Source organism: Pseudomonas sp. PLMAX, from assembly GCF_046042685.1.
Classification (GTDB): Bacteria; Pseudomonadota; Gammaproteobacteria; order Pseudomonadales; family Pseudomonadaceae; genus Aquipseudomonas; species Aquipseudomonas putida_AE.
This window is the reverse complement of record NZ_CP064949.1, coordinates 5,941,912-5,962,531: the sequence shown is the minus strand read 5'-3', so window position 1 is coordinate 5,962,531 and position 20,620 is coordinate 5,941,912. Positions and strand designations below refer to the sequence as shown.

At 60.5% G+C, this 20,620-nt stretch carries 20 protein-coding genes and 1 tRNA gene; 16 read left to right on the top strand and 5 right to left on the bottom strand.

Annotated elements, in window-relative coordinates:
• Positions 1-83 precede the first annotated feature (83 nt).
• From aspS to nadA, 16 genes are all read left to right on the top strand, one after another.
• Entirely contained in the window at positions 84-1,859 is a 1,776-nt protein-coding gene (gene aspS / locus DKB71_RS27145; RefSeq protein WP_408598603.1) for an aspartate--tRNA ligase, read from the top strand.
• 125 nt (positions 1,860-1,984) lie between these two features.
• Positions 1,985-2,731 carry a YebC/PmpR family DNA-binding transcriptional regulator gene (locus DKB71_RS27140; protein WP_323607805.1) on the top strand — a complete coding sequence of 249 codons (747 nt, stop codon included), beginning with the start codon at positions 1,985-1,987 and terminating at the stop codon, positions 2,729-2,731.
• Between the two features lie 134 nt (positions 2,732-2,865).
• Positions 2,866-3,390 (top strand): crossover junction endodeoxyribonuclease RuvC, encoded by a 525-nt coding sequence (gene ruvC / locus DKB71_RS27135; protein WP_008015799.1) that lies wholly within the window; start codon positions 2,866-2,868, stop codon positions 3,388-3,390.
• 114 nt (positions 3,391-3,504) lie between these two features.
• Entirely contained in the window at positions 3,505-4,113 is a 609-nt protein-coding gene (ruvA, locus tag DKB71_RS27130) for a Holliday junction branch migration protein RuvA (RefSeq protein ID WP_408598601.1), read from the top strand.
• A complete protein-coding gene (gene ruvB / locus DKB71_RS27125) occupies positions 4,114-5,175 on the top strand; it encodes a Holliday junction branch migration DNA helicase RuvB (RefSeq protein WP_046818807.1) in 1,062 nt (353 codons plus the stop codon).
• A 127-nt stretch (positions 5,176-5,302) separates the two neighbouring features.
• Entirely contained in the window at positions 5,303-5,770 is a 468-nt protein-coding gene (ybgC, locus tag DKB71_RS27120) for a tol-pal system-associated acyl-CoA thioesterase (RefSeq protein WP_274074365.1), read from the top strand.
• A complete protein-coding gene (gene tolQ / locus DKB71_RS27115) occupies positions 5,760-6,455 on the top strand; it encodes a protein TolQ (RefSeq protein ID WP_007995636.1) in 696 nt (231 codons plus the stop codon). Before ybgC ends, tolQ begins: the two co-directional genes overlap by 11 nt.
• A gap of 24 nt (positions 6,456-6,479) precedes the next feature.
• Positions 6,480-6,932: a protein TolR gene (gene tolR / locus DKB71_RS27110; protein ID WP_162279067.1), complete on the top strand. Its 453-nt coding sequence runs from the start codon at positions 6,480-6,482 to the stop codon at positions 6,930-6,932.
• Positions 6,932-8,029 (top strand): cell envelope integrity protein TolA, encoded by a 1,098-nt coding sequence (gene tolA / locus DKB71_RS27105; protein WP_274074366.1) that lies wholly within the window; start codon positions 6,932-6,934, stop codon positions 8,027-8,029. The genes tolR and tolA overlap by 1 nt, the downstream gene beginning before the upstream one ends.
• A gap of 17 nt (positions 8,030-8,046) precedes the next feature.
• Positions 8,047-9,327 carry a Tol-Pal system beta propeller repeat protein TolB gene (gene tolB / locus DKB71_RS27100; RefSeq protein ID WP_406592123.1) on the top strand — a complete coding sequence of 427 codons (1,281 nt, stop codon included), beginning with the start codon at positions 8,047-8,049 and terminating at the stop codon, positions 9,325-9,327.
• 52 nt (positions 9,328-9,379) lie between these two features.
• On the top strand, positions 9,380-9,877 hold the full coding sequence (gene pal / locus DKB71_RS27095) for a peptidoglycan-associated lipoprotein Pal (protein ID WP_003178634.1): 498 nt from the start codon (positions 9,380-9,382) through the stop codon (positions 9,875-9,877).
• 6 nt (positions 9,878-9,883) lie between these two features.
• The gene (gene ybgF, locus DKB71_RS27090) at positions 9,884-10,732 is read left to right on the top strand and encodes a tol-pal system protein YbgF (RefSeq protein WP_274074368.1); all 849 of its coding nucleotides are present in this window, start codon (positions 9,884-9,886) and stop codon (positions 10,730-10,732) included.
• A gap of 167 nt (positions 10,733-10,899) precedes the next feature.
• Positions 10,900-11,547 carry a 7-carboxy-7-deazaguanine synthase QueE gene (gene queE / locus DKB71_RS27085; RefSeq protein WP_056726033.1) on the top strand — a complete coding sequence of 216 codons (648 nt, stop codon included), beginning with the start codon at positions 10,900-10,902 and terminating at the stop codon, positions 11,545-11,547.
• Position 11,548: 1 nt separating this feature from the next.
• The gene (gene queC, locus DKB71_RS27080) at positions 11,549-12,241 is read left to right on the top strand and encodes a 7-cyano-7-deazaguanine synthase QueC (protein WP_274074370.1); all 693 of its coding nucleotides are present in this window, start codon (positions 11,549-11,551) and stop codon (positions 12,239-12,241) included.
• A gap of 63 nt (positions 12,242-12,304) precedes the next feature.
• Positions 12,305-12,380, top strand: a tRNA-Lys gene (locus DKB71_RS27075).
• 263 nt (positions 12,381-12,643) lie between these two features.
• The gene (gene nadA / locus DKB71_RS27070; protein ID WP_192410366.1) at positions 12,644-13,702 is read left to right on the top strand and encodes a quinolinate synthase NadA; all 1,059 of its coding nucleotides are present in this window, start codon (positions 12,644-12,646) and stop codon (positions 13,700-13,702) included.
• A 137-nt stretch (positions 13,703-13,839) separates the two neighbouring features.
• Here nadA and DKB71_RS27065 read toward each other — a convergent pair whose 3' ends face one another.
• From DKB71_RS27065 to gcvP, 5 genes are all read right to left on the bottom strand, one after another.
• Positions 13,840-14,328, bottom strand: coding sequence for an RDD family protein (locus tag DKB71_RS27065; protein ID WP_323607804.1), 489 nt, complete (start codon positions 14,326-14,328; stop codon positions 13,840-13,842).
• Between the two features lie 95 nt (positions 14,329-14,423).
• Positions 14,424-14,636, bottom strand: coding sequence for a cold-shock protein (locus DKB71_RS27060; RefSeq protein WP_003175786.1), 213 nt, complete (start codon positions 14,634-14,636; stop codon positions 14,424-14,426).
• Between the two features lie 402 nt (positions 14,637-15,038).
• On the bottom strand, positions 15,039-16,163 hold the full coding sequence (gene gcvT / locus DKB71_RS27055) for a glycine cleavage system aminomethyltransferase GcvT (RefSeq protein ID WP_408598595.1): 1,125 nt from the start codon (positions 16,161-16,163) through the stop codon (positions 15,039-15,041).
• Positions 16,164-16,199: 36 nt separating this feature from the next.
• Positions 16,200-17,576 carry an L-serine ammonia-lyase gene (locus DKB71_RS27050; protein ID WP_408598593.1) on the bottom strand — a complete coding sequence of 459 codons (1,377 nt, stop codon included), beginning with the start codon at positions 17,574-17,576 and terminating at the stop codon, positions 16,200-16,202.
• A gap of 186 nt (positions 17,577-17,762) precedes the next feature.
• The gene (gene gcvP / locus DKB71_RS27045) at positions 17,763-20,612 is read right to left on the bottom strand and encodes an aminomethyl-transferring glycine dehydrogenase (RefSeq protein ID WP_408598591.1); all 2,850 of its coding nucleotides are present in this window, start codon (positions 20,610-20,612) and stop codon (positions 17,763-17,765) included.
• Positions 20,613-20,620 lie beyond the last annotated feature (8 nt).

Here is a 20,620-nt window from a genome sequence, read left to right as displayed (position 1 = left end):
GCGCGAGTTCTTGCGTCATCCGTCAGCGGATCGACGCGAGCTCTCCAACCGAATGTCGAATTACGAGAAGTGAAACCACTACCATGATGCGCAGCCATTATTGCGGCCAACTGAACGAAAGCCTGGAAGGCCAGGAAATTACCCTTTGCGGATGGGTCCACCGTCGTCGTGACCACGGTGGGGTGATTTTCCTCGATATCCGTGATCGTGACGGTCTGGCCCAGGTGGTGTTCGATCCGGACCGCGCTGAATCCTTTGCCGCCGCCGATCGCGTGCGCAGCGAGTACGTCGTGAAGATCACCGGCAAGGTTCGCCTGCGTCCGGCCGGTGCCACCAACGCCAACATGGCGTCTGGCATGATCGAAGTCCTGGGCTATGAACTGGAAGTGCTGAACGAGTCGGAAACCCCGCCGTTCCCGCTGAACGAGTTCTCCGACGTCGGCGAAGAAACCCGCCTGCGCTATCGCTTCCTCGACCTGCGTCGTCCGGAAATGGCCGAAAAGCTGCGCCTGCGTTCGCGCATGACCACCAGCATCCGTCGCTTCCTCGACGAGAACGGCTTCCTCGACGTCGAAACGCCGATCCTGACCCGTGCCACCCCTGAAGGTGCTCGCGACTACCTGGTCCCTAGCCGTACCCACGCCGGCTCGTTCTTCGCCTTGCCGCAATCGCCGCAGCTGTTCAAGCAACTGCTGATGGTCGCCGGTTTCGACCGTTACTACCAGATCGCCAAGTGCTTCCGCGACGAAGACCTGCGTGCCGATCGCCAGCCGGAATTCACCCAGATCGACATCGAGACCAGCTTCCTCGATGAAAAAGAGATCATGGGCCTGACCGAGCAAATGATCCGCAACCTGTTCAAGGAAGTGCTGGGCCTGGAATTCGGCGAGTTCCCGCACATGACCTTCGAAGAGGCCATGCGCCGCTACGGTTCCGACAAGCCGGACCTGCGTAACCCGCTGGAACTGGTCGACGTTGCCGACCAGCTCAAGGAAGTCGACTTCAAGGTGTTCAGCGGCCCGGCCAACGACCCTAAATGCCGCATTGCCGCCCTGCGCGTTCCAGGCGGGGCGAGCATGCCGCGCAAGCAGATCGACGATTACACCAAGTTCGTCGGCATCTACGGTGCCAAGGGCCTGGCGTACATCAAGGTCAACGAGCGCGCCAAGGGCGTCGAGGGCCTGCAGTCGCCAATCGTGAAGAACATTCCTGAGGCCAACCTCAACGTGATCCTCGATCGCGTCGGTGCGGTCGACGGCGATATCGTGTTCTTCGGTGCCGACAAAGCCAAGATCGTCAGCGAAGCCCTGGGCGCGCTGCGGATCAAGCTGGGCCACGACCTGGACCTGCTGACCTGCAAGTGGGCGCCAATGTGGGTCGTCGACTTCCCGATGTTCGAAGAAAACGACGACGGCAGCTTCACCGCCTTGCACCACCCGTTCACCGCGCCGAAGTGCACCCCGGCAGAGCTGGAAGCCAACCCGGCTGGCGCTCTGTCCCGTGCGTACGACATGGTCTTGAACGGTACCGAGCTGGGTGGCGGTTCGATCCGTATCCACCGTAAAGAGATGCAGCAGTCGGTGTTCCGTCTGTTGGGTATCAACGAAGCGGAACAGGAAGAGAAATTCGGCTTCCTGCTCGACGCCCTGAAATACGGCGCGCCGCCGCACGGTGGCCTGGCCTTCGGCCTCGACCGTCTGGTGATGCTGATGACCGGCGCCCAGTCGATCCGTGAAGTGATCGCCTTCCCGAAAACCCAGAGCGCGGCGGACGTCATGACTCAGGCACCGGGCCAGGTCGATGCCAAGGCATTGCGCGAACTGCACATTCGTTTGCGCGAAACGCCCAAGGCTGAGTAAGGCTCAGGAGGGCGCATCTGCGGATGCGCCCTTTCTTTATACCTACAGCAGTTCAAGATTTTTGTTTGCCGGCCGGCGCGATGCAGCGTGGCGGGCAATGTTTCAAAGAGAATTCGGAGCGAGTTATGGCAGGTCATTCCAAGTGGGCGAACATCAAGCACCGCAAAGAACGTCAGGATGCCAAGAGAGGCAAGATCTTCACCAAGTGGATTCGTGAGCTGACCGTCGCGGCCCGTCAGGGTGGTGGCGAGCCGGGCTCGAATCCGCGTCTGCGCCTGGCCCTGGACAAGGCCCTTGGGGCGAACATGAGTCGCGACATCATCGATCGCGCCATTGCCCGTGGTGCCGGTGCGACCGAAGCCGACAACGTCGAAGAGCTGACCTACGAAGGTTACGGCCCCGGCGGCGTGGCGGTGATGGTCGAGTGCATGACCGACAACCGCAACCGTACCGCGGCGGCAGTTCGCCATGCGTTCAGCAAGTGCGGCGGCAACCTCGGCACCGACGGTTCTGTGGCCTATCTTTTCGAGCGCAAGGGGCAAATCAGCTTTGCGCCAGGCGTCGATGAAGATGCCTTGACCGAAGCGGCCCTGGAAGCCGACGCCGATGACGTGGTCAGCCACGAAGACGGCTCTATCGACGTGTTCACCTCGTTCACCGGATTCTACGCGGTGCGCAACGCGCTGGAAGCGGCTGGGTTCAAGGGTGATGACGCGGAAATCGTCATGCTGCCGACCACCAGCGCCGAGCTGGACCTGGAAGGCGCCGAGAAAGTTCTCAAGCTGATCGACATGCTCGAAGACCTGGATGATGTGCAGAACGTCTACTCCAATGCGGACATTCCAGAGTCGGTCGCCGCACAACTAAGCTGAATGCTACGCCCTCATTGTAGGAGCTGGCTTGCCAGCGAAGAGGCCCTTGAACTTTTGCAAGTCTTGAGGCCGCCTTCGCTGGCAAGCCAGCTCCTACAATTTCCTCGGATACTCGCATCAGCGTTATAGGCGTTATGACTTTAATTCTTGGTATCGACCCCGGTTCGCGCATTACCGGTTATGGCGTGGTACGCGATACCGGACGTGGCTGCGAGTACGTGGCCTCCGGCTGCATCCGCACCGGTGCCGGCGAGCTGCATGAGCGCCTGCAGATTGTCTACCGCGGCGTGCGCGAGATCATTCAGACCTACCATCCTGTCACCATGGGCATCGAGAAGGTGTTTATGGCGCGCAATGCCGACTCCGCCCTGAAGCTGGGGCAGGCCCGTGGCGCGGCCATCGTGGCTGGCGCGGAAGAAAGCCTGGAGATCGCCGAATACACGGCCACCCAGGTCAAGCAGGCGGTCGTCGGCACCGGCGCGGCCAACAAAGAGCAGGTACAAATGATGGTCATGCACATGCTCAAGCTGACCAGCAAACCGCAAATCGATGCCTCCGACGCCCTGGCCATTGCCATTTGCCATGCGCACACCCGCTCCAGCCTGTTGCCCCATGGCCTGGGCGCCGCACGCAGTCGTGGCGGGCGCCTGCGTCTCTGATAGCATCAGCAATCATTTTTCTGGAATGAGGGTGATGCGCCTGGGTTGTCGGCGCAAAACCCTTGTTCTCTCAGTCGCTGGCCCAGGGCTGGCCAACGCTCAAGGATCTGTAACGTGATTGGACGCTTACGCGGCACACTGGCTGAGAAACAGCCGCCGCACCTGATTCTGGATGTAAATGGCCTGGGGTATGAGCTTGAAGTGCCCATGACCACGCTTTATCGCCTGCCGTCGGTCGGTGAACCGCTGACGCTGCACACCCATCTGGTCGTACGCGAAGACGCGCAGTTACTCTATGGCTTCGTCGGCAAGCGCGAGCGAGACTTTTTTCGCGAACTGATCCGTCTCAATGGTGTAGGGCCGAAACTGGCCCTGGCCCTGATGTCGAGCCTGGAAGTCGACGAACTGGTGCGTTGCGTGCAGTCCCAGGATACCTCGGCGCTGACCAAGGTGCCGGGCGTGGGCAAGAAAACCGCTGAGCGCCTGCTGGTTGAGCTCAAGGATCGCTTCAAGGCCTGGGAAACCGTGCCGGCCATGTTTGCCCTGGTGCCGAACCAGCCGGGCGGGCCAGCGCCGGCCAACAGCGCCGAAAACGACGCGGTCAGCGCGCTGATCTCCCTGGGCTACAAGCCACAGGAAGCCAGCAAGGCGATTTCCGCGATCAAGGAGAAAGGCTTGAGCAGCGAAGACCTGATTCGTCGTGCCCTGAAGGGAATGATCTAAGTGATTGAAGCTGACCGTCTGATCGCCGCCACGGGTGCCCCCCGTGATCGCGAGGAAGTCCAGGACCGCGCGATACGCCCCGTCAGCCTGGCCGAGTACATTGGCCAGCCGACCGTTCGCGAGCAAATGGAGTTGTTCATCCAGGCTGCCCGCGGGCGTAACGAGTCCCTGGACCACACGTTGATCTTCGGCCCGCCGGGCCTGGGCAAGACCACCCTGGCCAATATCATCGCCCAGGAAATGGGCGTGTCGATCAAGAGCACCTCGGGGCCGGTCCTCGAGCGTCCAGGCGACCTGGCGGCGCTGCTGACCAACCTTGAGCCCCACGACGTGCTGTTCATCGATGAAATCCATCGCCTGTCGCCGATTGTCGAGGAAGTGCTGTACCCGGCCATGGAGGATTTCCAACTCGACATCATGATCGGCGAAGGGCCGGCCGCGCGGTCGATCAAGCTCGATCTGCCACCGTTCACCCTGGTCGGTGCGACCACCCGGGCGGGCATGTTGACCAACCCGTTGCGTGACCGTTTCGGCATCGTCCAGCGCCTGGAGTTCTACAGCACCGCCGACCTGTCGACGATTGTCAGTCGTTCGGCGAACATCCTCGGACTGCCGCTGGACCCGGAGGGTGCCTTCGAAATCGCTCGCCGCGCCCGAGGCACGCCGCGGATCGCTAACCGTCTGCTGCGCCGGGTTCGCGATTTCGCCGAAGTGCGCGCCAAAGGCCACATCACCAAGCCGATTGCCGACCTGGCCCTGAACCTGCTGGATGTCGACGAGCGTGGCTTCGATCACCAGGACCGACGTCTGCTGCTGACCATGATCGAGAAGTTCGATGGCGGGCCGGTGGGGGTGGATAGTCTGGCCGCGGCGATCAGCGAAGAACGTCACACCATTGAAGACGTGCTGGAGCCATACCTGATCCAGCAGGGCTACATCATGCGCACGCCGCGGGGGCGGGTAGTGACCCGGCATGCGTACCTGCATTTCGGATTAAACATTCCGTCACGATTGGGCGAAATGCCCGTGGTAGACGAGTTCCTTGATGCCGTGGACGATTAATTAACTTTGCGGGCTGATTTTTTCGGGCAATGTGTGGTCCCAGGACCGTACTTTTGCGCGAAAGCCGCAGAACATTGAAAAACAGTTGCCTGGCCGGATTGGCAACCCGAGGAGTAAGCACTAGAGTATGCGCGCGCAAAACGGGCTTGAGCCTTTCGCACATCGTTGTCGCGTTTATTACGAGGACACCGATGCGGGCGGCATCGTGTATTACGTCAATTACCTCAAGTTTATGGAACGGGCTCGAACCGAGCGGCTACGAGAGCTGGGCTTTGCCCAATCCAAGCTTGCCGGGGAGGACCTGTTGTTCGTCGTGCATTCCAGCGAAGCGCGCTACCACGCGCCGGCGCGACTGGACGACGAGCTGCTGGTAAGCGCTGAAGTAATCGAATTGAACCGTGCCAGCCTGCGCTTCAAGCAGCAGGTCAGGCGGGCCACGGATGATGCACTGCTCTGCGAAGGGCAGTTTCTGGTGGCCTGTGTGCGCACTGAAAGTTTGAAACCCCGGGCCATTCCCGAAGCTCTACGAGCGGCCTTTGCCGCCGTGAGCGGCGCGGGTACACACTCAAAGCAGGAGATAAAGCGTGGAAGCTAACGTCGTCGACCATTCCTCCATGTGGAGCCTGGTCAGCAATGCCAGTATTGTGGTGCAACTGGTAATGCTGACCCTGGTAGCCGCATCGGTGACCTCATGGATCATGATCTTTCAGCGCAGCAATCTGCTGCGCGCCGGTCGACGCGCCCTGGAGAGCTTCGAAGAGCGCTTCTGGTCGGGTATCGACCTGTCCAAACTCTACCGTCAGGCGGGTAGCAACCCGGACCCGGATTCCGGTGTCGAGCAGATCTTCCGCGCCGGCTTCAAGGAATTCTCCCGTCTGCGCCAGCAGCCTGGGGTCGATCCCGAGGCGGTCATGGAAGGCGTGGCCCGTGCCATGCGCGTGGCCATTTCCCGTGAAGAAGAAAAGCTCGAGCAGAGCCTGCCGTTCCTCGCCACTGTCGGTTCCGTGAGCCCGTATATCGGTCTGTTCGGTACGGTCTGGGGCATCATGAACTCCTTCCGTGGCCTGGCGACTGCCCAGCAAGCGACCCTGGCCACCGTTGCCCCGGGTATCGCCGAAGCCCTGATCGCCACCGCGATCGGCCTGTTCGCGGCCATTCCAGCCGTTATCGCTTACAACCGTTTTGCTGCTCGCAGTGAAACCTTGCTGGGCCGTTACTACACCTTCGCCGATGAATTCCAGGCGATCCTGCACCGCAAAGTGCACACCAGCGAAGAATAAGCAGGTAATTTCCAGATGGCTTTAATCGCTCGAGCTCGCAAAAAGCGCAAGCCGGTTGCCGAGATGAACGTAGTGCCTTACATCGACGTGATGCTGGTACTGCTGGTCATCTTCATGGTGACCGCGCCGATGCTCAATCAGGGCGTGAAAGTTGATCTGCCCAAGGTTTCCAGCGAAGCCTTGCCGCAGGACAACAACACCCAGGTCCTGACCATTTCGATCAAGGCTGACAAGACCTATTACTGGAACCTTGGCAGCGAAGTCGACACCGAGAAGCAACAGGACAGGGCCATGACCCTGCCGCAAATGACCAGTGCAGTAACCAAGATCATTGCCGCCGGTAACGATAACGGCAAGCGCACCCAGGTCTTCATTCGCGGCGACAAGACTGTCGACTACGGCTCCGTCATGGGCGCCATGGGCGGGTTGCAGAAAGCCGGCGTCGGTAATGTTGGCTTGATTACCGAGGCGCCCTGATGCAGCAACAGCGAGAGCCGTCCGCCTCGGAAAGCTACTTCTGGCCTAGTGTCTGGGCGATTGGCTTGCACGTGCTGGTGTTCGGCATGCTGTTTGTCAGTTTTGCCTTTACTCCGGAGTTGCCGCCGGCCAAGCCGATTGTCCAGGCGACCCTGTACCAGCTGAAATCGAAAAGTCAGGCAACCACCCAGACCAATCAGAAGATTGCGGGTGAGGCGAAGAAATCCGCCGCACGCCAGACCGAAGTCGAGCAGTTGGAACAGAAGAAGGTCGAGCAGGAAGCGATAAAGGCTGCGGAACAAAAGAAAGAAGACGCGGCTCAAAAGGCCGAGGAAGCCAAGAAGGCCGACGAGTCGAAGAAAGCGGAAGAGGCGAAAAAGGCTGATGAGGCCAAGAAGGCCGATGAAGCCAAGAAAGCCGACGAAGCGAAGAAGACCGCCGAAGCCAAGAAGGCAGAAGAGAAACAATTGGCTGATATAGCCAAGAAGAAAGCGGAAGAAGAAGCCAAGAAGGCTGCTGAAGAAGAGGCCAAGAAAGCGGCTGCTGAAGAAGCGAAGAAAAAGATCGTCGAAGACGCGAAGAAGAAAGCCGCCGAAGACGCCAAGAAGAAAGCTGAAGCTGAAGAGGCGAAGAAGAAAGTCGCCGAGGAAGCGAAGAAGAAAGCTGCTGCCGATGCTGCGAAGAAAAAATCGCAGGACGCGGCGCGTAAATCCGCCGAAGACAAAAAGGCCCAGGCCCTGGCAGATTTGCTTTCCGATACGCCGCAGCGTCAGCAGGCCTTGGCCGATGAGCGCGGTGACGAAGTCGCCGGCAGTTTTGATGATTTGATTCGTCTTCGTGCAGCGGAAGGCTGGGCTCGTCCACCTTCGGCCCGCAAAGGCATGACGGTCGTGCTGCAAATCGGCATGTTGCCGGACGGTACGGTGACTTCGGCCAGCGTGGCCAAGTCCAGCGGTGACGGTCCGTTTGATGCGTCTGCTGTAGCGGCGGTCAAGAATATTGGACGTTTGACAGAAATGCAGGGAATGAAGCCGAGCGATTTCGCTCCGTATCGTTCATTCAAGATGACATTCACGCCTGAGGATTTAGCCCCGTGAGAAACCTTCTACGAGGAATGCTTGTCGCTATCTGCTGCATGGCAGGAATGGCGATGGCAGATGAGAAAAACATTCTGGTCACCAGCGGCAGCGATCGGGCCACCCCGATCGCGGTCGTGCCGTTCGGCAACCAGGGCGGCAGCGTGCTGCCGGACGACATGGCGGAAATCATCGGTAACGACCTGCGCAACTCGGGTTACTACTCGCCGATTCCAAAGCAGAACATGATCAGCCAGCCTAGCCAGGCCAGCGAAATCATCTTCCGTGACTTCAAGGCGCTGGGCGCCCAGTACGTGATGGTCGGCAGCATTGCCCCGGCGGGCGGTCGCCTGCAGGTGCAATACGCCCTGTTCAACGTTGCCACCGAGCAGCAAGTGCTGACCGGCAGCGTGTCGGGCAGCGTCGATCAGTTGCGCGACATGTCGCACTACATCGCCGACCAGTCGTTCGAAAAACTCACCGGCATCAAGGGTGCGTTCTCGACTCGCCTGCTGTACGTGACGGCCGAGCGCTTCTCCGAAAAGAACACCCGTTACACGCTGCAGCGTTCGGACTATGACGGTGCCCGTGCCGTGACCCTGCTGCAATCGCGTGAGCCAATCCTGTCGCCGCGTTTCGCGCCCGATGGCAAGCGTATCGCCTACGTCTCGTTCGAGCAGAAGCGTCCGCGCATTTTCATGCAGAACATCGACACCGGTCGCCGTGAGCAGATCACCAACTTCGAAGGCCTGAACGGCGCGCCAGCCTGGTCGCCGGATGGCAATCGCCTGGCGTTCGTACTGTCCAAGGACGGCAACCCGGACATCTATGTGATGAACCTGGGCTCGCGTCAGATCACCCGCGTCACCAACGGTCCTGGCATCAACACCGAACCATTCTGGGGCAAGGATGGCTCGACCATCTACTTCACGTCCGATCGTGGCGGCAAGCCGCAGATCTACAAGACCAGTGTGGGTGGGGGCGGTGCCGAGCGCGTGACTTTCGTCGGTAACTACAACGCCAACCCTAAACTTTCGGCTGATGAAAAGACGCTTGTCATGATTCACCGTCAGGATGGCTTCACCAATTTCAAGGTGGCGGCCCAGGATTTGCAGCGCGGCAGTGTAAAAATCCTCACTGATAGCACTCTGGACGAGTCGCCCACTGTTGCGCCCAACGGCACCATGGTAATCTACGCCACCCGCCAGCAGGGCCGGGGAGTCTTGATGCTCGTGTCTATCAATGGACGCGTAAGGCTCCCGCTTCCTACCGCTCAAGGCGAAGTCAGAGAACCTTCCTGGTCCCCTTACCTGAACTGACGCGGCGCTATACGTTGTACTTAACACACTGGGGTTCATTAGGAGTTTCACGATGGAAATGCTGAAGTTTGGTAAATTTGCTGCGCTGGCACTGGCCATGGCTGTAGCTGTAGGTTGCTCGTCCAAAGGCGGCGACAATGCCGGTGAAGGCGCGGTAGATCCAAACGCTGGTTACGGCGCAAACACTGGTGCAGTTGACGGCTCCCTGAGCGAAGAAGCTGCACTGCGCGCTATCACTACTTTCTACTTCGAATACGACAGCTCGGACCTGAAGCCAGAAGCCATGCGCGCTCTGGACGTTCACGCCAAGGACCTGAAAGCAAACGGCGCTCGCGTTGTTCTGGAAGGCAACACCGACGAACGTGGTACTCGTGAGTACAACATGGCACTGGGCGAGCGTCGTGCGAAAGCCGTTCAGCGCTACCTGGTACTGCAGGGTGTTTCCCCAGCTCAGCTGGAACTGGTTTCCTACGGCGAAGAGCGTCCAGTTGCTACCGGCAACGACGAGCAGTCCTGGGCTCAAAACCGTCGCGTCGAACTGCGTAAGTAATTCGTCATGCGAACGTGCCGTCGTGCTGTAACTGTCCTGGCTCTCAGTCTCGCGCCGCTTGCGGCGTGGGCTGCGGTTCCTGTGGTCGACAACGACTCCGGCTATAACAATAGCGGGAGCAGTAATCCGCCTGCAGGTTACGGTACGAACGGCGCCTATGCCGGGGGAGGGGTTTCGACCCCTGTCTCGGCACAGGGCCAGCTGTTCAACCAACTGCAACAAATGCAGGATCAGATCTCGCGCCAACAGGGTGTGATCGAAGAACTGCAAAATGATGTAGCGCGCATGAAGCAGGAAAGCCTGGAGCGATACCAGGATCTTGATCGGCGCATAGGAAGCGGCGTTGCACCTGCCGCGACTCCTGAGAATTCTCCTGCCGGTGGCGACTTGAACGCCCCCGGTGCAGCAGCGGCTGGCGCAGCTGCGGGTGCAGGAGCGGCAGCCGCTCAAGCACCCGCCGCGGGTAGCGAGCCGGCGGATCCGGCGAAGGAAAAGCTCTATTACGATGCTGCCTTCGACCTGATCAAGGCCAAGGATTTCGACAAGGCCAGCCAGGCTTTTGCCGCATTCCTGCGCAAGTACCCGAACAGCCAGTACTCAGGCAATGCCCAGTACTGGTTGGGCGAAGTGAACCTGGCCAAAGGCGATCTGCAAGGTGCAGGTCAGGCCTTTGCCAAGGTTTCGCAGCTGTACCCCAAGCACGCCAAAGTGCCTGACTCGCTGTACAAGCTCGCTGACGTAGAGCGCCGCCTGGGTCATCCCGACAAGGTAAAAGGCATTCTGCAACAGGTTGTGTCCCAGTATCCGGGCACGTCTGCCGCTCAGCTGGCCCAGCGTGATCTGCAAAAAATGTAAGGGCTGCTTGACCCCTTTCGAAGAAACCCGCGCTTGTCGCGGGTTTTTTCGTTAGAATTCACGCCCTTTTTATGAAACACGCTTTTTGGGGCCTGCGCATTGCCGGGGTTCCTTGAAGTGCCTGACGGAGGCGGACAGCCTGTTTAGCTGTTACGCCCGTGGCGACTATGCAAGACACATTGAGAATTACCGAAGTTTTCTATTCGTTGCAGGGTGAAACGCGGACTGCTGGCCTGCCCACTGTTTTTGTGCGCCTGACCGGTTGCCCGCTGCGTTGCCAATACTGCGACAGCGCCTACGCCTTCACCGGCGGAACCATCCGCACCCTCGACGATATCCTCGAGCAGGTCGCCGGCTTTCGCCCGCGCTACGTCTGTGTCACGGGCGGCGAGCCCCTGGCCCAGCCCAATGCCATTCCATTGCTCAAGCGCCTGTGCGATGCCGGTTACGAAGTGTCACTGGAAACCAGTGGCTCGATCGATATCTCGGCGGTAGATTCCCGGGTCAGTCGCGTCGTCGACCTGAAGACTCCAGGGTCGAAGGAAGCGCATCGCAACCGCTACGAAAACATCGAGCTGCTGACGCCCAACGATCAGGTGAAGTTTGTCATCTGCTCGCGGGAAGACTATGACTGGTCCGTGTCCAAGCTGATCCAGTACGGTCTGGACAAGCGCGCCGGTGAAGTCCTGTTCTCGCCAAGCCACCATGATCTCAATGCGCGAGACCTGGCCGACTGGGTGGTGGCGGACAACCTGCCAGTGCGTTTGCAACTGCAGCTGCATAAATATCTTTGGAATGACGAGCCGGGGCGCTGAAATGACTGAACCACTCAATACTGCTGAAAAACGCGCGGTGATCCTCTTGTCCGGTGGCCTGGACTCGGCAACCGTCGTGGCCATGGCGCGTGCCGAAGGCTACAGCTGCTACACCATGAGCTTCGACTACGGCCAACGGTCTCACGCTGAGTTACACGCCGCCGAACGTGTGGCCAAAGACCTGGGTGTTGTTGAACACAAGGTGATCGGGCTGAACCTGAACGGCATGGGCGGCTCGGCACTGACCGATACCAGCATTGACGTCCCGGAAGTCGCGGCTGAAGGTATTCCGGTGACTTACGTGCCTGCGCGTAACACGGTGTTCTTGTCCCTGGCGCTGGGCTGGGCGGAAGTGCTCGGTGCACGTGACATCTTCAGCGGTGTCAACGCGGTGGATTACTCCGGTTATCCGGACTGCCGTCCCGAGTTCATCGAGGCTTTCGAGCGCATGGCCAATCTGGCGACCAAGGCCGGTGTAGAAGGGATGGGTTTTCGCATTCAGGCGCCGCTGCAACATCTCAGCAAGGCACAGATCGTTCAGGCGGGTACCAGGCTTGGTGTGAATTATGGCCTGACCGTTTCCTGCTATCAGGCCGACGATGACGGCCGTGCCTGCGGCAAGTGCAGCAGCTGCCGCCAGCGAGCGGAAGGCTTCGCGGCGGCCGGAATCAGCGACCCAACACGTTATTTTTGATTTTTTTTAAAATAGGTGTTGAATAGTCCTTAAAAATCAGTATTATACGCGCCACCACACAGCGGGTCGTTAGCTCAGTTGGTAGAGCAGTTGGCTTTTAACCAATTGGTCGTAGGTTCGAATCCCACACGACCCACCATTTTTGGCGGTTTAGAAAATCCGGAAGGCCCACGCAAGTGAGGATTTCCGGGTTTTTTTTTGCCTGCGATTTGTGCGTTCGCCGATCCGGCCAGCACTGCGTGGCTCAGGTCAGAATCATCTTTTGCATCCCGCGGATATTCTGTAGCCTTGCGCCTCTTCAAAGCTCTGATGATTACTCACTCTCCCGGCGGTACCCTCAAGGGTCCAGAGCTGGGGTGTATACTCGACTTTCGCGCTTAAGCGCCTGCAGGTCTTGCGAACATGACGCAGATTTCCGAACGCCTTCTGGTCCAGGCCCACCTCGACGCCAAGCAGCCCAAGCCGCTGACCGCCGAAGAGGAGGCCTATTACCGTGCTGCCATCGCCGCCGAGCTCAAGGCTCAGGACGCGGTGCTGGTGGCTCACTTCTATTGCGATCCGGTTATTCAGGCCCTGGCCGAAGAAACCGGTGGCTGTGTCTCCGACTCGCTTGAGATGGCCCGCTTCGGCAACGCCCACCCGGCCAAGACCGTGGTGGTCGCCGGGGTGAAGTTCATGGGCGAGACGGCCAAGATCCTCAACCCCGAAAAACGCATCCTGATGCCGACCCTGGAAGCGACGTGCTCGCTTGACCTCGGGTGCCCGGTCGATGAGTTTTCCGCGTTCTGCGACCAGCATCCGGAGCGTACGGTGGTGGTTTACGCCAATACCTCGGCGGCGGTCAAAGCCCGCGCGGACTGGGTGGTGACGTCGAGCTGTGCGCTGGAAATCGTCGAAAGCCTGATGGATAACGGCGAAACCATCATCTGGGGGCCGGACAAGCACCTGGGCACCTACATTCAGCGTCAGACCGGTGCCGACATGCTGCTGTGGGACGGTGCCTGCATCGTTCACGAAGAGTTCAAGTCCAAGCAGCTCGAAGACATGAAGGCGCTGTATCCAGATGCGGCGATCCTGGTGCACCCGGAGTCGCCGACCTCGGTGATCGAGTTGGCCGATGCCGTGGGCTCCACCAGTCAGTTGATTGCGGCGGCACAGAGCCTGCCGAACAAGACCCTGATTGTCGCCACCGACCGCGGTATCTTCTACAAGATGCAGCAGTTGTGCCCGGACAAGGTGTTTATCGAGGCGCCAACGGCCGGTAACGGCGCGGCATGCCGCAGTTGCGCGCATTGCCCCTGGATGGCGATGAACACCCTTGAGCGCACGCTCAAGAGCTTGAAGGAGGGGACGAACGAGATCTTTGTCGATCCAGCGTTGATTCCGCAGGCGATTCGGCCGTTGAAGCGGATGCTCGACTTCACCCAGGCGGCGCGGATGAAGCTGGCCGGGAACGCCTGAGATCTATCAGGCAGGTCGCATAAAACTGTGGGAGCGGGCTTGCTCGCGAAGAGGGCGTATCAGTCGACATTGATGTTGCCTGACACGCCCTCTTCGCGAGCAAGCCCGCTCCCACATTGGTTTGTGCTTACCGGAAATTATTTGGTCTTCTTCGGGATCCGCACCAGCTGCGTATTGGAATACATGTCATGCCAGCTGCGTTTCTGCTTGTCGAACAGCGACCAGAAGAACCCCAGGCCCACGCACAGCAACGATGCGATCGACACCACAAAGCGCAACAGCGCCTGCCACAGGCTGATGGACGAGCCATCGGCATTCTGTACGCGCACGCCCCACACCTGCATGCCCAGGGTCTGGCCTGAGTAAGTCCAGAACTTGGCGAAGAAGCCGAACAGCACGAACAACAGCACCGTCGACAGCAGCGGATCGCCGTCCAGCGCGCCCGCTTCGGTGAGGGTGCGCATTTTCTCTTCGCCGATGATCGCCATCTGGATCATCTTGTAGACACCGCTGGTGACGATCAGCAGGGCGGTGCACAGCAGGAAGTCATAGAACATCGCTGCCAGGCGACGACCCAGGCCGACGGCGGGGAAGTTGCCCTGGGGTTTGAGCAGGTGTTTCGACATGGCAGCCTCTGGGCACAAAAAGAAGCCATTTTACGGATTTACGCGCACAAAAAAGCCCCTGATGTCACCATCAGGGGCTTTTTCGTTACAGAAGATTAGGCTTCTGCTTGTACTTCGTCAGCCTGCATGCCTTTCTGGCCCTGCACGGCGACGAAAGTCACTTTCTGGCCTTCTTTCAGGCTCTTGAAGCCGTTGCCCTGGATGGCGCGGAAATGCACGAACAGATCCGGACCGCTTTCAGGAGTGATAAAACCAAAACCTTTCTCGTCGTTAAACCACTTGACGGTACCGCTCTGACGTTGGGACATTTCTTATTTCCTTTGACGCAAAAAATTAATGACAGTCTCTTTCTCATGAAAGAGTACTGGGGCTGGTTGCAGGAGAGTAAGAAGACGTCGAACGGGATGTAGCTAACTTGTAGGCTACTGCCCAGGTCACGATTCCAAGCGACCCATGCAAACACAGTGAACAAACTCTACGCCAACTACGGGAGAAAAAACAAGCCCTCTGGAAGCCCCGGATTTGCTCAGGTTCCTGCCACCCCTGACAACTAGCCCGGGCTTATGCACTGGCGGCGTTCAAATGTTTTCGATCGTTATAAGCAAAGTTCATAATCGAAGCTTAGAGCCAAACGATGCACTATTTTATGGCGGTTGCGTTACACATTAGTGCAGTGTAAGCGCAACCGCGTTACTTATAGGAACAGTCAATCAGCCGCGATAGTAGCGTTGTGGAACAAATGGCATTTTGCTTACGAGCAAAGCCACCTTTTTCCCACGGACGATTGCCCATACCGGCGTGTCGAGGGCGATGTAGCCGCTGTCGAGGTAACCCATGGCCAACGGGCCGCCCAGGGTCGGTCCGAAGCCGCCGCTGCACACGCTGCCGATGATCTCGCCGGCCTCGTTGACGATTTCCGCGCCTTCGCGCACCGGGGTGCGTTCCTGCGGTAGCAGGCCAACGCGCTTGCGGGTAACACCGCCTTGTTGCTGGGCGAATACATTTTCAGCGCCAGGGAAGCCACCGGCGCGCGCACCGTCGGCACGACGTGGCTTGGAGATGGCCCACAACAGGCTGGCTTCGATCGGGGTGGTCTCGGTATTCATGTCGTGGCCGTACAGGCACAGGCCGGCTTCCAGGCGCAGCGAGTCACGCGCGCCGAGGCCGATGGCCGCCACTTCAGGCTCGGCCAGCAGGGCTCGGGCCAGGGCTTCGGCGCTGGCGGCAGGAACCGAGATTTCAAAACCGTCTTCACCGGTGTAACCCGAGCGGCTGACAAAGCAGTCCACGCCCAGCAGTTTCACGCGGGCGAACTGCATGAAGGTCATCTTTGCCACTTCCGGCGCCAGACGTGCCAGCACGGTCACGGCGGCCGGACCTTGCAGGGCGAGCAGGGCGCGTTCTTCGAACAGCGGCTCGATAGTGCACTGGTCGCCGATGTGCTTGCGCAGGTGGGCCAGGTCCTGGTCCTTGCACGCGGCATTGACCACCAGGAACAGTTCGTCGTTGCCCAGGTTGGCGACCATCAGGTCGTCGAGGATGCCGCCGCTCTCGTTGGTGAACATCGCGTAGCGCTGCATGCCCACTGGCAGGTCGATGATGTCCACGGGCACCAGGGTTTCCAGGGCCTTGGCGGCATTGGCGCCGGTCAGGCGGATCTGGCCCATGTGCGAGACATCGAACAGGCCGGCCTGCTCGCGGGTGTGCTGGTGTTCTTTCATCACGCCCAGCGGGTATTGCACCGGCATGTCATAGCCGGCGAACGGCACCATGCGCGCACCCAGTTCGATGTGCAGGGCGTGCAACGGTGTTTTCAACAGTTGTTCGGTGGACATATTCAACTCCTGGAGAAGTGTGCAGATGAGCGCGCATCAGCACTCGATAATGTTGACCGCCAAACCGCCACGGGCGGTTTCCTTGTATTTGCTTTTCATGTCGGCGCCGGTCTGGCGCATGGTGCGGATGACCTTGTCGAGGGACACGAAGTGCTGCCCGTCGCCGCGCAGGGCCATGCGCACGGCATTGATGGCCTTGACCGATCCCATGGCGTTGCGCTCGATGCAAGGGACTTGCACCAGCCCGCCGATCGGGTCGCAGGTCAGCCCGAGGTTGTGTTCCATACCGATTTCCGCAGCGTTTTCCACTTGCTGCACGGTTCCGCCCAGCACTTCGCACAGGGCGCCCGCCGCCATGGAGCAGGCCACGCCGACTTCGCCCTGGCAGCCGACTTCGGCGCCGGAGATCGAGGCGTTTTCCTTGTACAGGATGCCGATGGCCGCAGCGGTCAGCAGGAAGCGCACCACCCCGTCATCGGTCGCGCCGGGGATGAAGCGCATGTAGTAATGCAGGACCGCCGGGATGATTCCGGCCGCGCCGTTGGTCGGGGCTGTCACCACGCGCCCGCCGTTGGCGTTTTCTTCGTTGACCGCCAGGGCGTACAGGTTGACCCAGTCCAGTACCGACAGGGGATCGCGCAGTGACGATTCGGGGTTTTTACAGAGTTGCCGATGCAGCGCGGCCGCCCGGCGCTTGACCTTGAGACCGCCGGGCAGGATGCCTTCGTTGCGGCAACCGGCGGCGACGCAGTCCTGCATCACTTGCCAGATTTTCAGCAGGCCGGCGCGGGTTTCCGCTTCCGGGCGCCAGGCACTTTCGTTGGTCAGCATCACCTGGCTGATGGACAGGCCGTAGGTGGTGCAGTGGCTGAGCAGGTCCTTGGCGCTTTTGAACGGGAAGGTCAGGGGGGTAGCGTCTTCGACGATGCGGTCGGCGCCAGCGGCGTCTTCATCGACGACAAAACCACCGCCGACCGAATAGTACTCGCGGCTGCGGATTTGCAGGCCGGCGACATCGAACGCGCGAAAGATCATGCCGTTGGGGTGATAGGCCAAGGGCTTGCGGATCATCGCCAGGTGTTCTTTCTCATTGAACGCAATGCTGTGTTCGCCGAGCAGGTTCAAGCGACCATTGCCGCGAATTGCTTGCAGGCGGGCGGCGACGGTTTCGGTATCCACGGTGTCCGGGTGTTCGCCTTCCAGGCCGAGCAGCACAGCCTTGTCACTGCCGTGGCCCTTGCCGGTGGCGCCGAGCGAGCCGTACAGCTCGACCTTGACGCAGGCGGTGGCTTGCAGCAGCCCTTCACGGCGCAGACCTTCGGCGAAACGCGCAGCCGCGCGCATCGGGCCGACGGTGTGGGAGCTGGAGGGACCGATGCCAATCTTGAACAGGTCGAACACGCTTAACGACATGGTTGTTCTCCGGTTTCTTGTTATAGGCGTATCACGGGGAATGCTTTGTGTAGGAGCTGCCGAAGGCTGCGATCTTTTGATCTTGTTTTTTCAGGATCAAGATCAAAAGATCGCAGCCTGCGGCAGCTCCTACAGGAGGGGTGCGGTGTTCTTGAAATTGGGGCGGGTGGATCCGCCCCTCATTCGTTAAGCGTAGCTTTCGATCGATGGGCAGGCGCAGACCAGGTTGCGATCACCGAAGACGTTGTCCACACGACCGACCGGCGGCCAGTATTTGCCTTCGATCAGCGACGCTACCGGGTAAACAGCCTGCTCGCGGCTGTACGGATGCGTCCACTCGCCGACGATTTCCGCCGCGGTGTGCGGAGCGTTCTTCAGCGGGTTGTCGTCCTTGTCCAGCGTGCCGTTTTCCACTGCGCGGATTTCTTCGCGGATGCGGATCATGGCGTCGCAGAAGCGGTCCAGCTCTTCCTTGGACTCGCTTTCGGTCGGCTCGATCATCAGGGTGCCGGCCACCGGGAAGGACATGGTCGGGGCGTGGAAGCCAAAATCGATAAGGCGCTTGGCGACGTCATCGACGCTGATGCCGCTGCTGTCTTTCAATGGGCGCAGGTCGAGGATGCATTCATGCGCGACCAGGCCGTTGCTGCCGGTGTAGAGCACTGGGTAGTGCTCTTCCAGGCGACGGGAAATGTAGTTGGCGTTGAGGATTGCCAGCTGCGAAGCACGCTTCAGACCCGCGCCGCCCATCATGCGGATGTACATCCAGGTGATCGGCAGAATGCTCGCGCTGCCGAACGGTGCAGCGCAGACCGCGCCCTCCTTGCGGGCCATTTGCGCGTGGCCTGGCAGGAACGGGGTCAGGTGCGACTTGACGCCGATCGGGCCGACACCCGGGCCGCCACCGCCGTGAGGAATGCAGAAGGTCTTGTGCAGGTTCAGGTGCGACACGTCGCCGCCGAACTTGCCCGGGGCGCAGAGGCCGACCATGGCGTTCATGTTGGCGCCGTCGATGTACACCTGGCCACCGTGGTCGTGGATGATGCCGCAGATTTCGCGGATGCCTTCCTCGAACACGCCGTGGGTCGACGGGTAGGTGATCATCAGCGCGGCGAGGTGTTCGCGGTGCTCGATGGCCTTGGCGCGCAGGTCTTCGATGTCGACGTTGCCGCGGGCGTCGCAGGCGGTGACCACGACACGCATGCCAGCCATCTGCGCAGTGGCCGGGTTGGTGCCGTGGGCCGAGGACGGGATCAGGCAGATGTCGCGACGGTCTTCGCCACGGCTCTGGTGGTAGGCACGGATGGCCAGCAGGCCGGCGTACTCACCCTGGGAACCGGCGTTCGGTTGCAGCGAGATCGAGTCGTAGCCGGTGGCGGCGCAGAGCATCGCTTCCAGTTCATCGGTCAGTTGCTGGTAGCCGGCGCTCTGTTCGGCCGGGGCGAACGGGTGCAGGGCGCCGAATTCAGCCCAGGTCACCGGGATCATTTCGCTGGCGGCGTTGAGTTTCATGGTGCACGAACCCAGCGGGATCATGGTGCGGTCCAGCGCCAGGTCCTTGTCGGCCAGCTTGCGCAGGTAGCGCATCAGCTCGGTTTCCGAGTGGTAGCGGTTGAACACCGGGTGGCTGAGGATCGGCGATTGGCGCACCAGGGTGGCCGGGATGGTGCTGGAGACGGAAGCGGCGAGGGCGGCGAAGTCCGGCAGGGTTTTGCCGTTGGACAGCAGAGCCCACAGGGTCTCGACGTCGACCTGGGTGCTGGTTTCATCCAGGGACAGGCCCAGACGCTCGCCATCCACCACGCGCAGGTTGATCTGCTGGGCATGGGCCTTGTCGTGCAGGGCGGCAGTTTGCGCGCCGGTGTTCACCGTCAGGGTGTCGAAGAAGTTTTCTTGCTCGACGTTCAGACCGATCGCTTTCAGGCCTTGGGCCAGAATCGCAGTCAGGTGATGCACACGCTGGGCAATCTGCGTCAGGCCTTTCGGACCGTGGTACACGGCGTACATGCTGGCGATGTTGGCCAGCAGCACCTGCGCGGTGCAGATGTTCGACGTGGCCTTCTCGCGGCGGATGTGCTGCTCGCGGGTCTGCATCGCCAGGCGCAGGGCCGGCTTGCCGAAACGGTCGACGGAGACCCCGACCAGGCGGCCCGGCATCTCGCGCTTGAACGCATCCTTGGTGGAAAAGTAGGCCGCGTGCGGGCCACCGAAGCCCAGCGGTACGCCGAAGCGTTGCGCGCTGCCGATGGCCACGTCGGCGCCGAATTCGCCCGGCGGGGTCAGCAGGGTCAGGGCCAGCAGGTCGGCGGCCACGGCCACCAGGGCGTTGGCGGCGTGCAGGCGCTCGGTCAGTTCGCGGTAGTCGAACACGTCACCGTTGCTCGCCGGGTACTGCAGCAGGGCGCCGAAGAACGGCGTCACGTCGCTCAGTTCACGCTCGTCACCGACCACCACCTCGATGCCCAGCGGCTCGGCACGGGTGCGCAGCACGTCGAGGGTCTGCGGGTGGCAATGCACGGAGGCGAAGAATTGGTGGCTGCCCTTGTTCTTGCTCAGGCGCTTGCAGAAGGTCATGGCTTCGGCGGCGGCGGTGGCTTCATCCAGCAGGGAGGCGTTGGCGATCGGCAGGCCGGTGAGGTCGCTGATCAGGGTCTGGAAGTTCAGCAGGGCTTCGAGGCGGCCCTGGGAAATTTCCGGCTGGTATGGGGTGTAGGCGGTGTACCAGGCCGGGTTTTCCAAGAGGTTGCGCAGGATCGGCGACGGCGTGTGGGTGCCGTAGTAACCCTGGCCGATGAAGGTCTTGAACAGCTGGTTCTTGCCGGCGATGCCTTTGATCATCGCCAGGGCATCGGCTTCGCTCAGGCCGTCTTCCAGGCCGAGCACGCTGGTGCCCTTGATGCTGTCGGGGATGACGCTGGCGCTCAGGGCTTCGAGGGAGTCAAAACCGAGGGTGTTGAGCATGGCCTGCTCGTCACCGGCGCGGGGGCCGATGTGGCGGGCGATGAATTCGTTGGCGGTGCTGAGATTGATAGTCATGGCGGGTT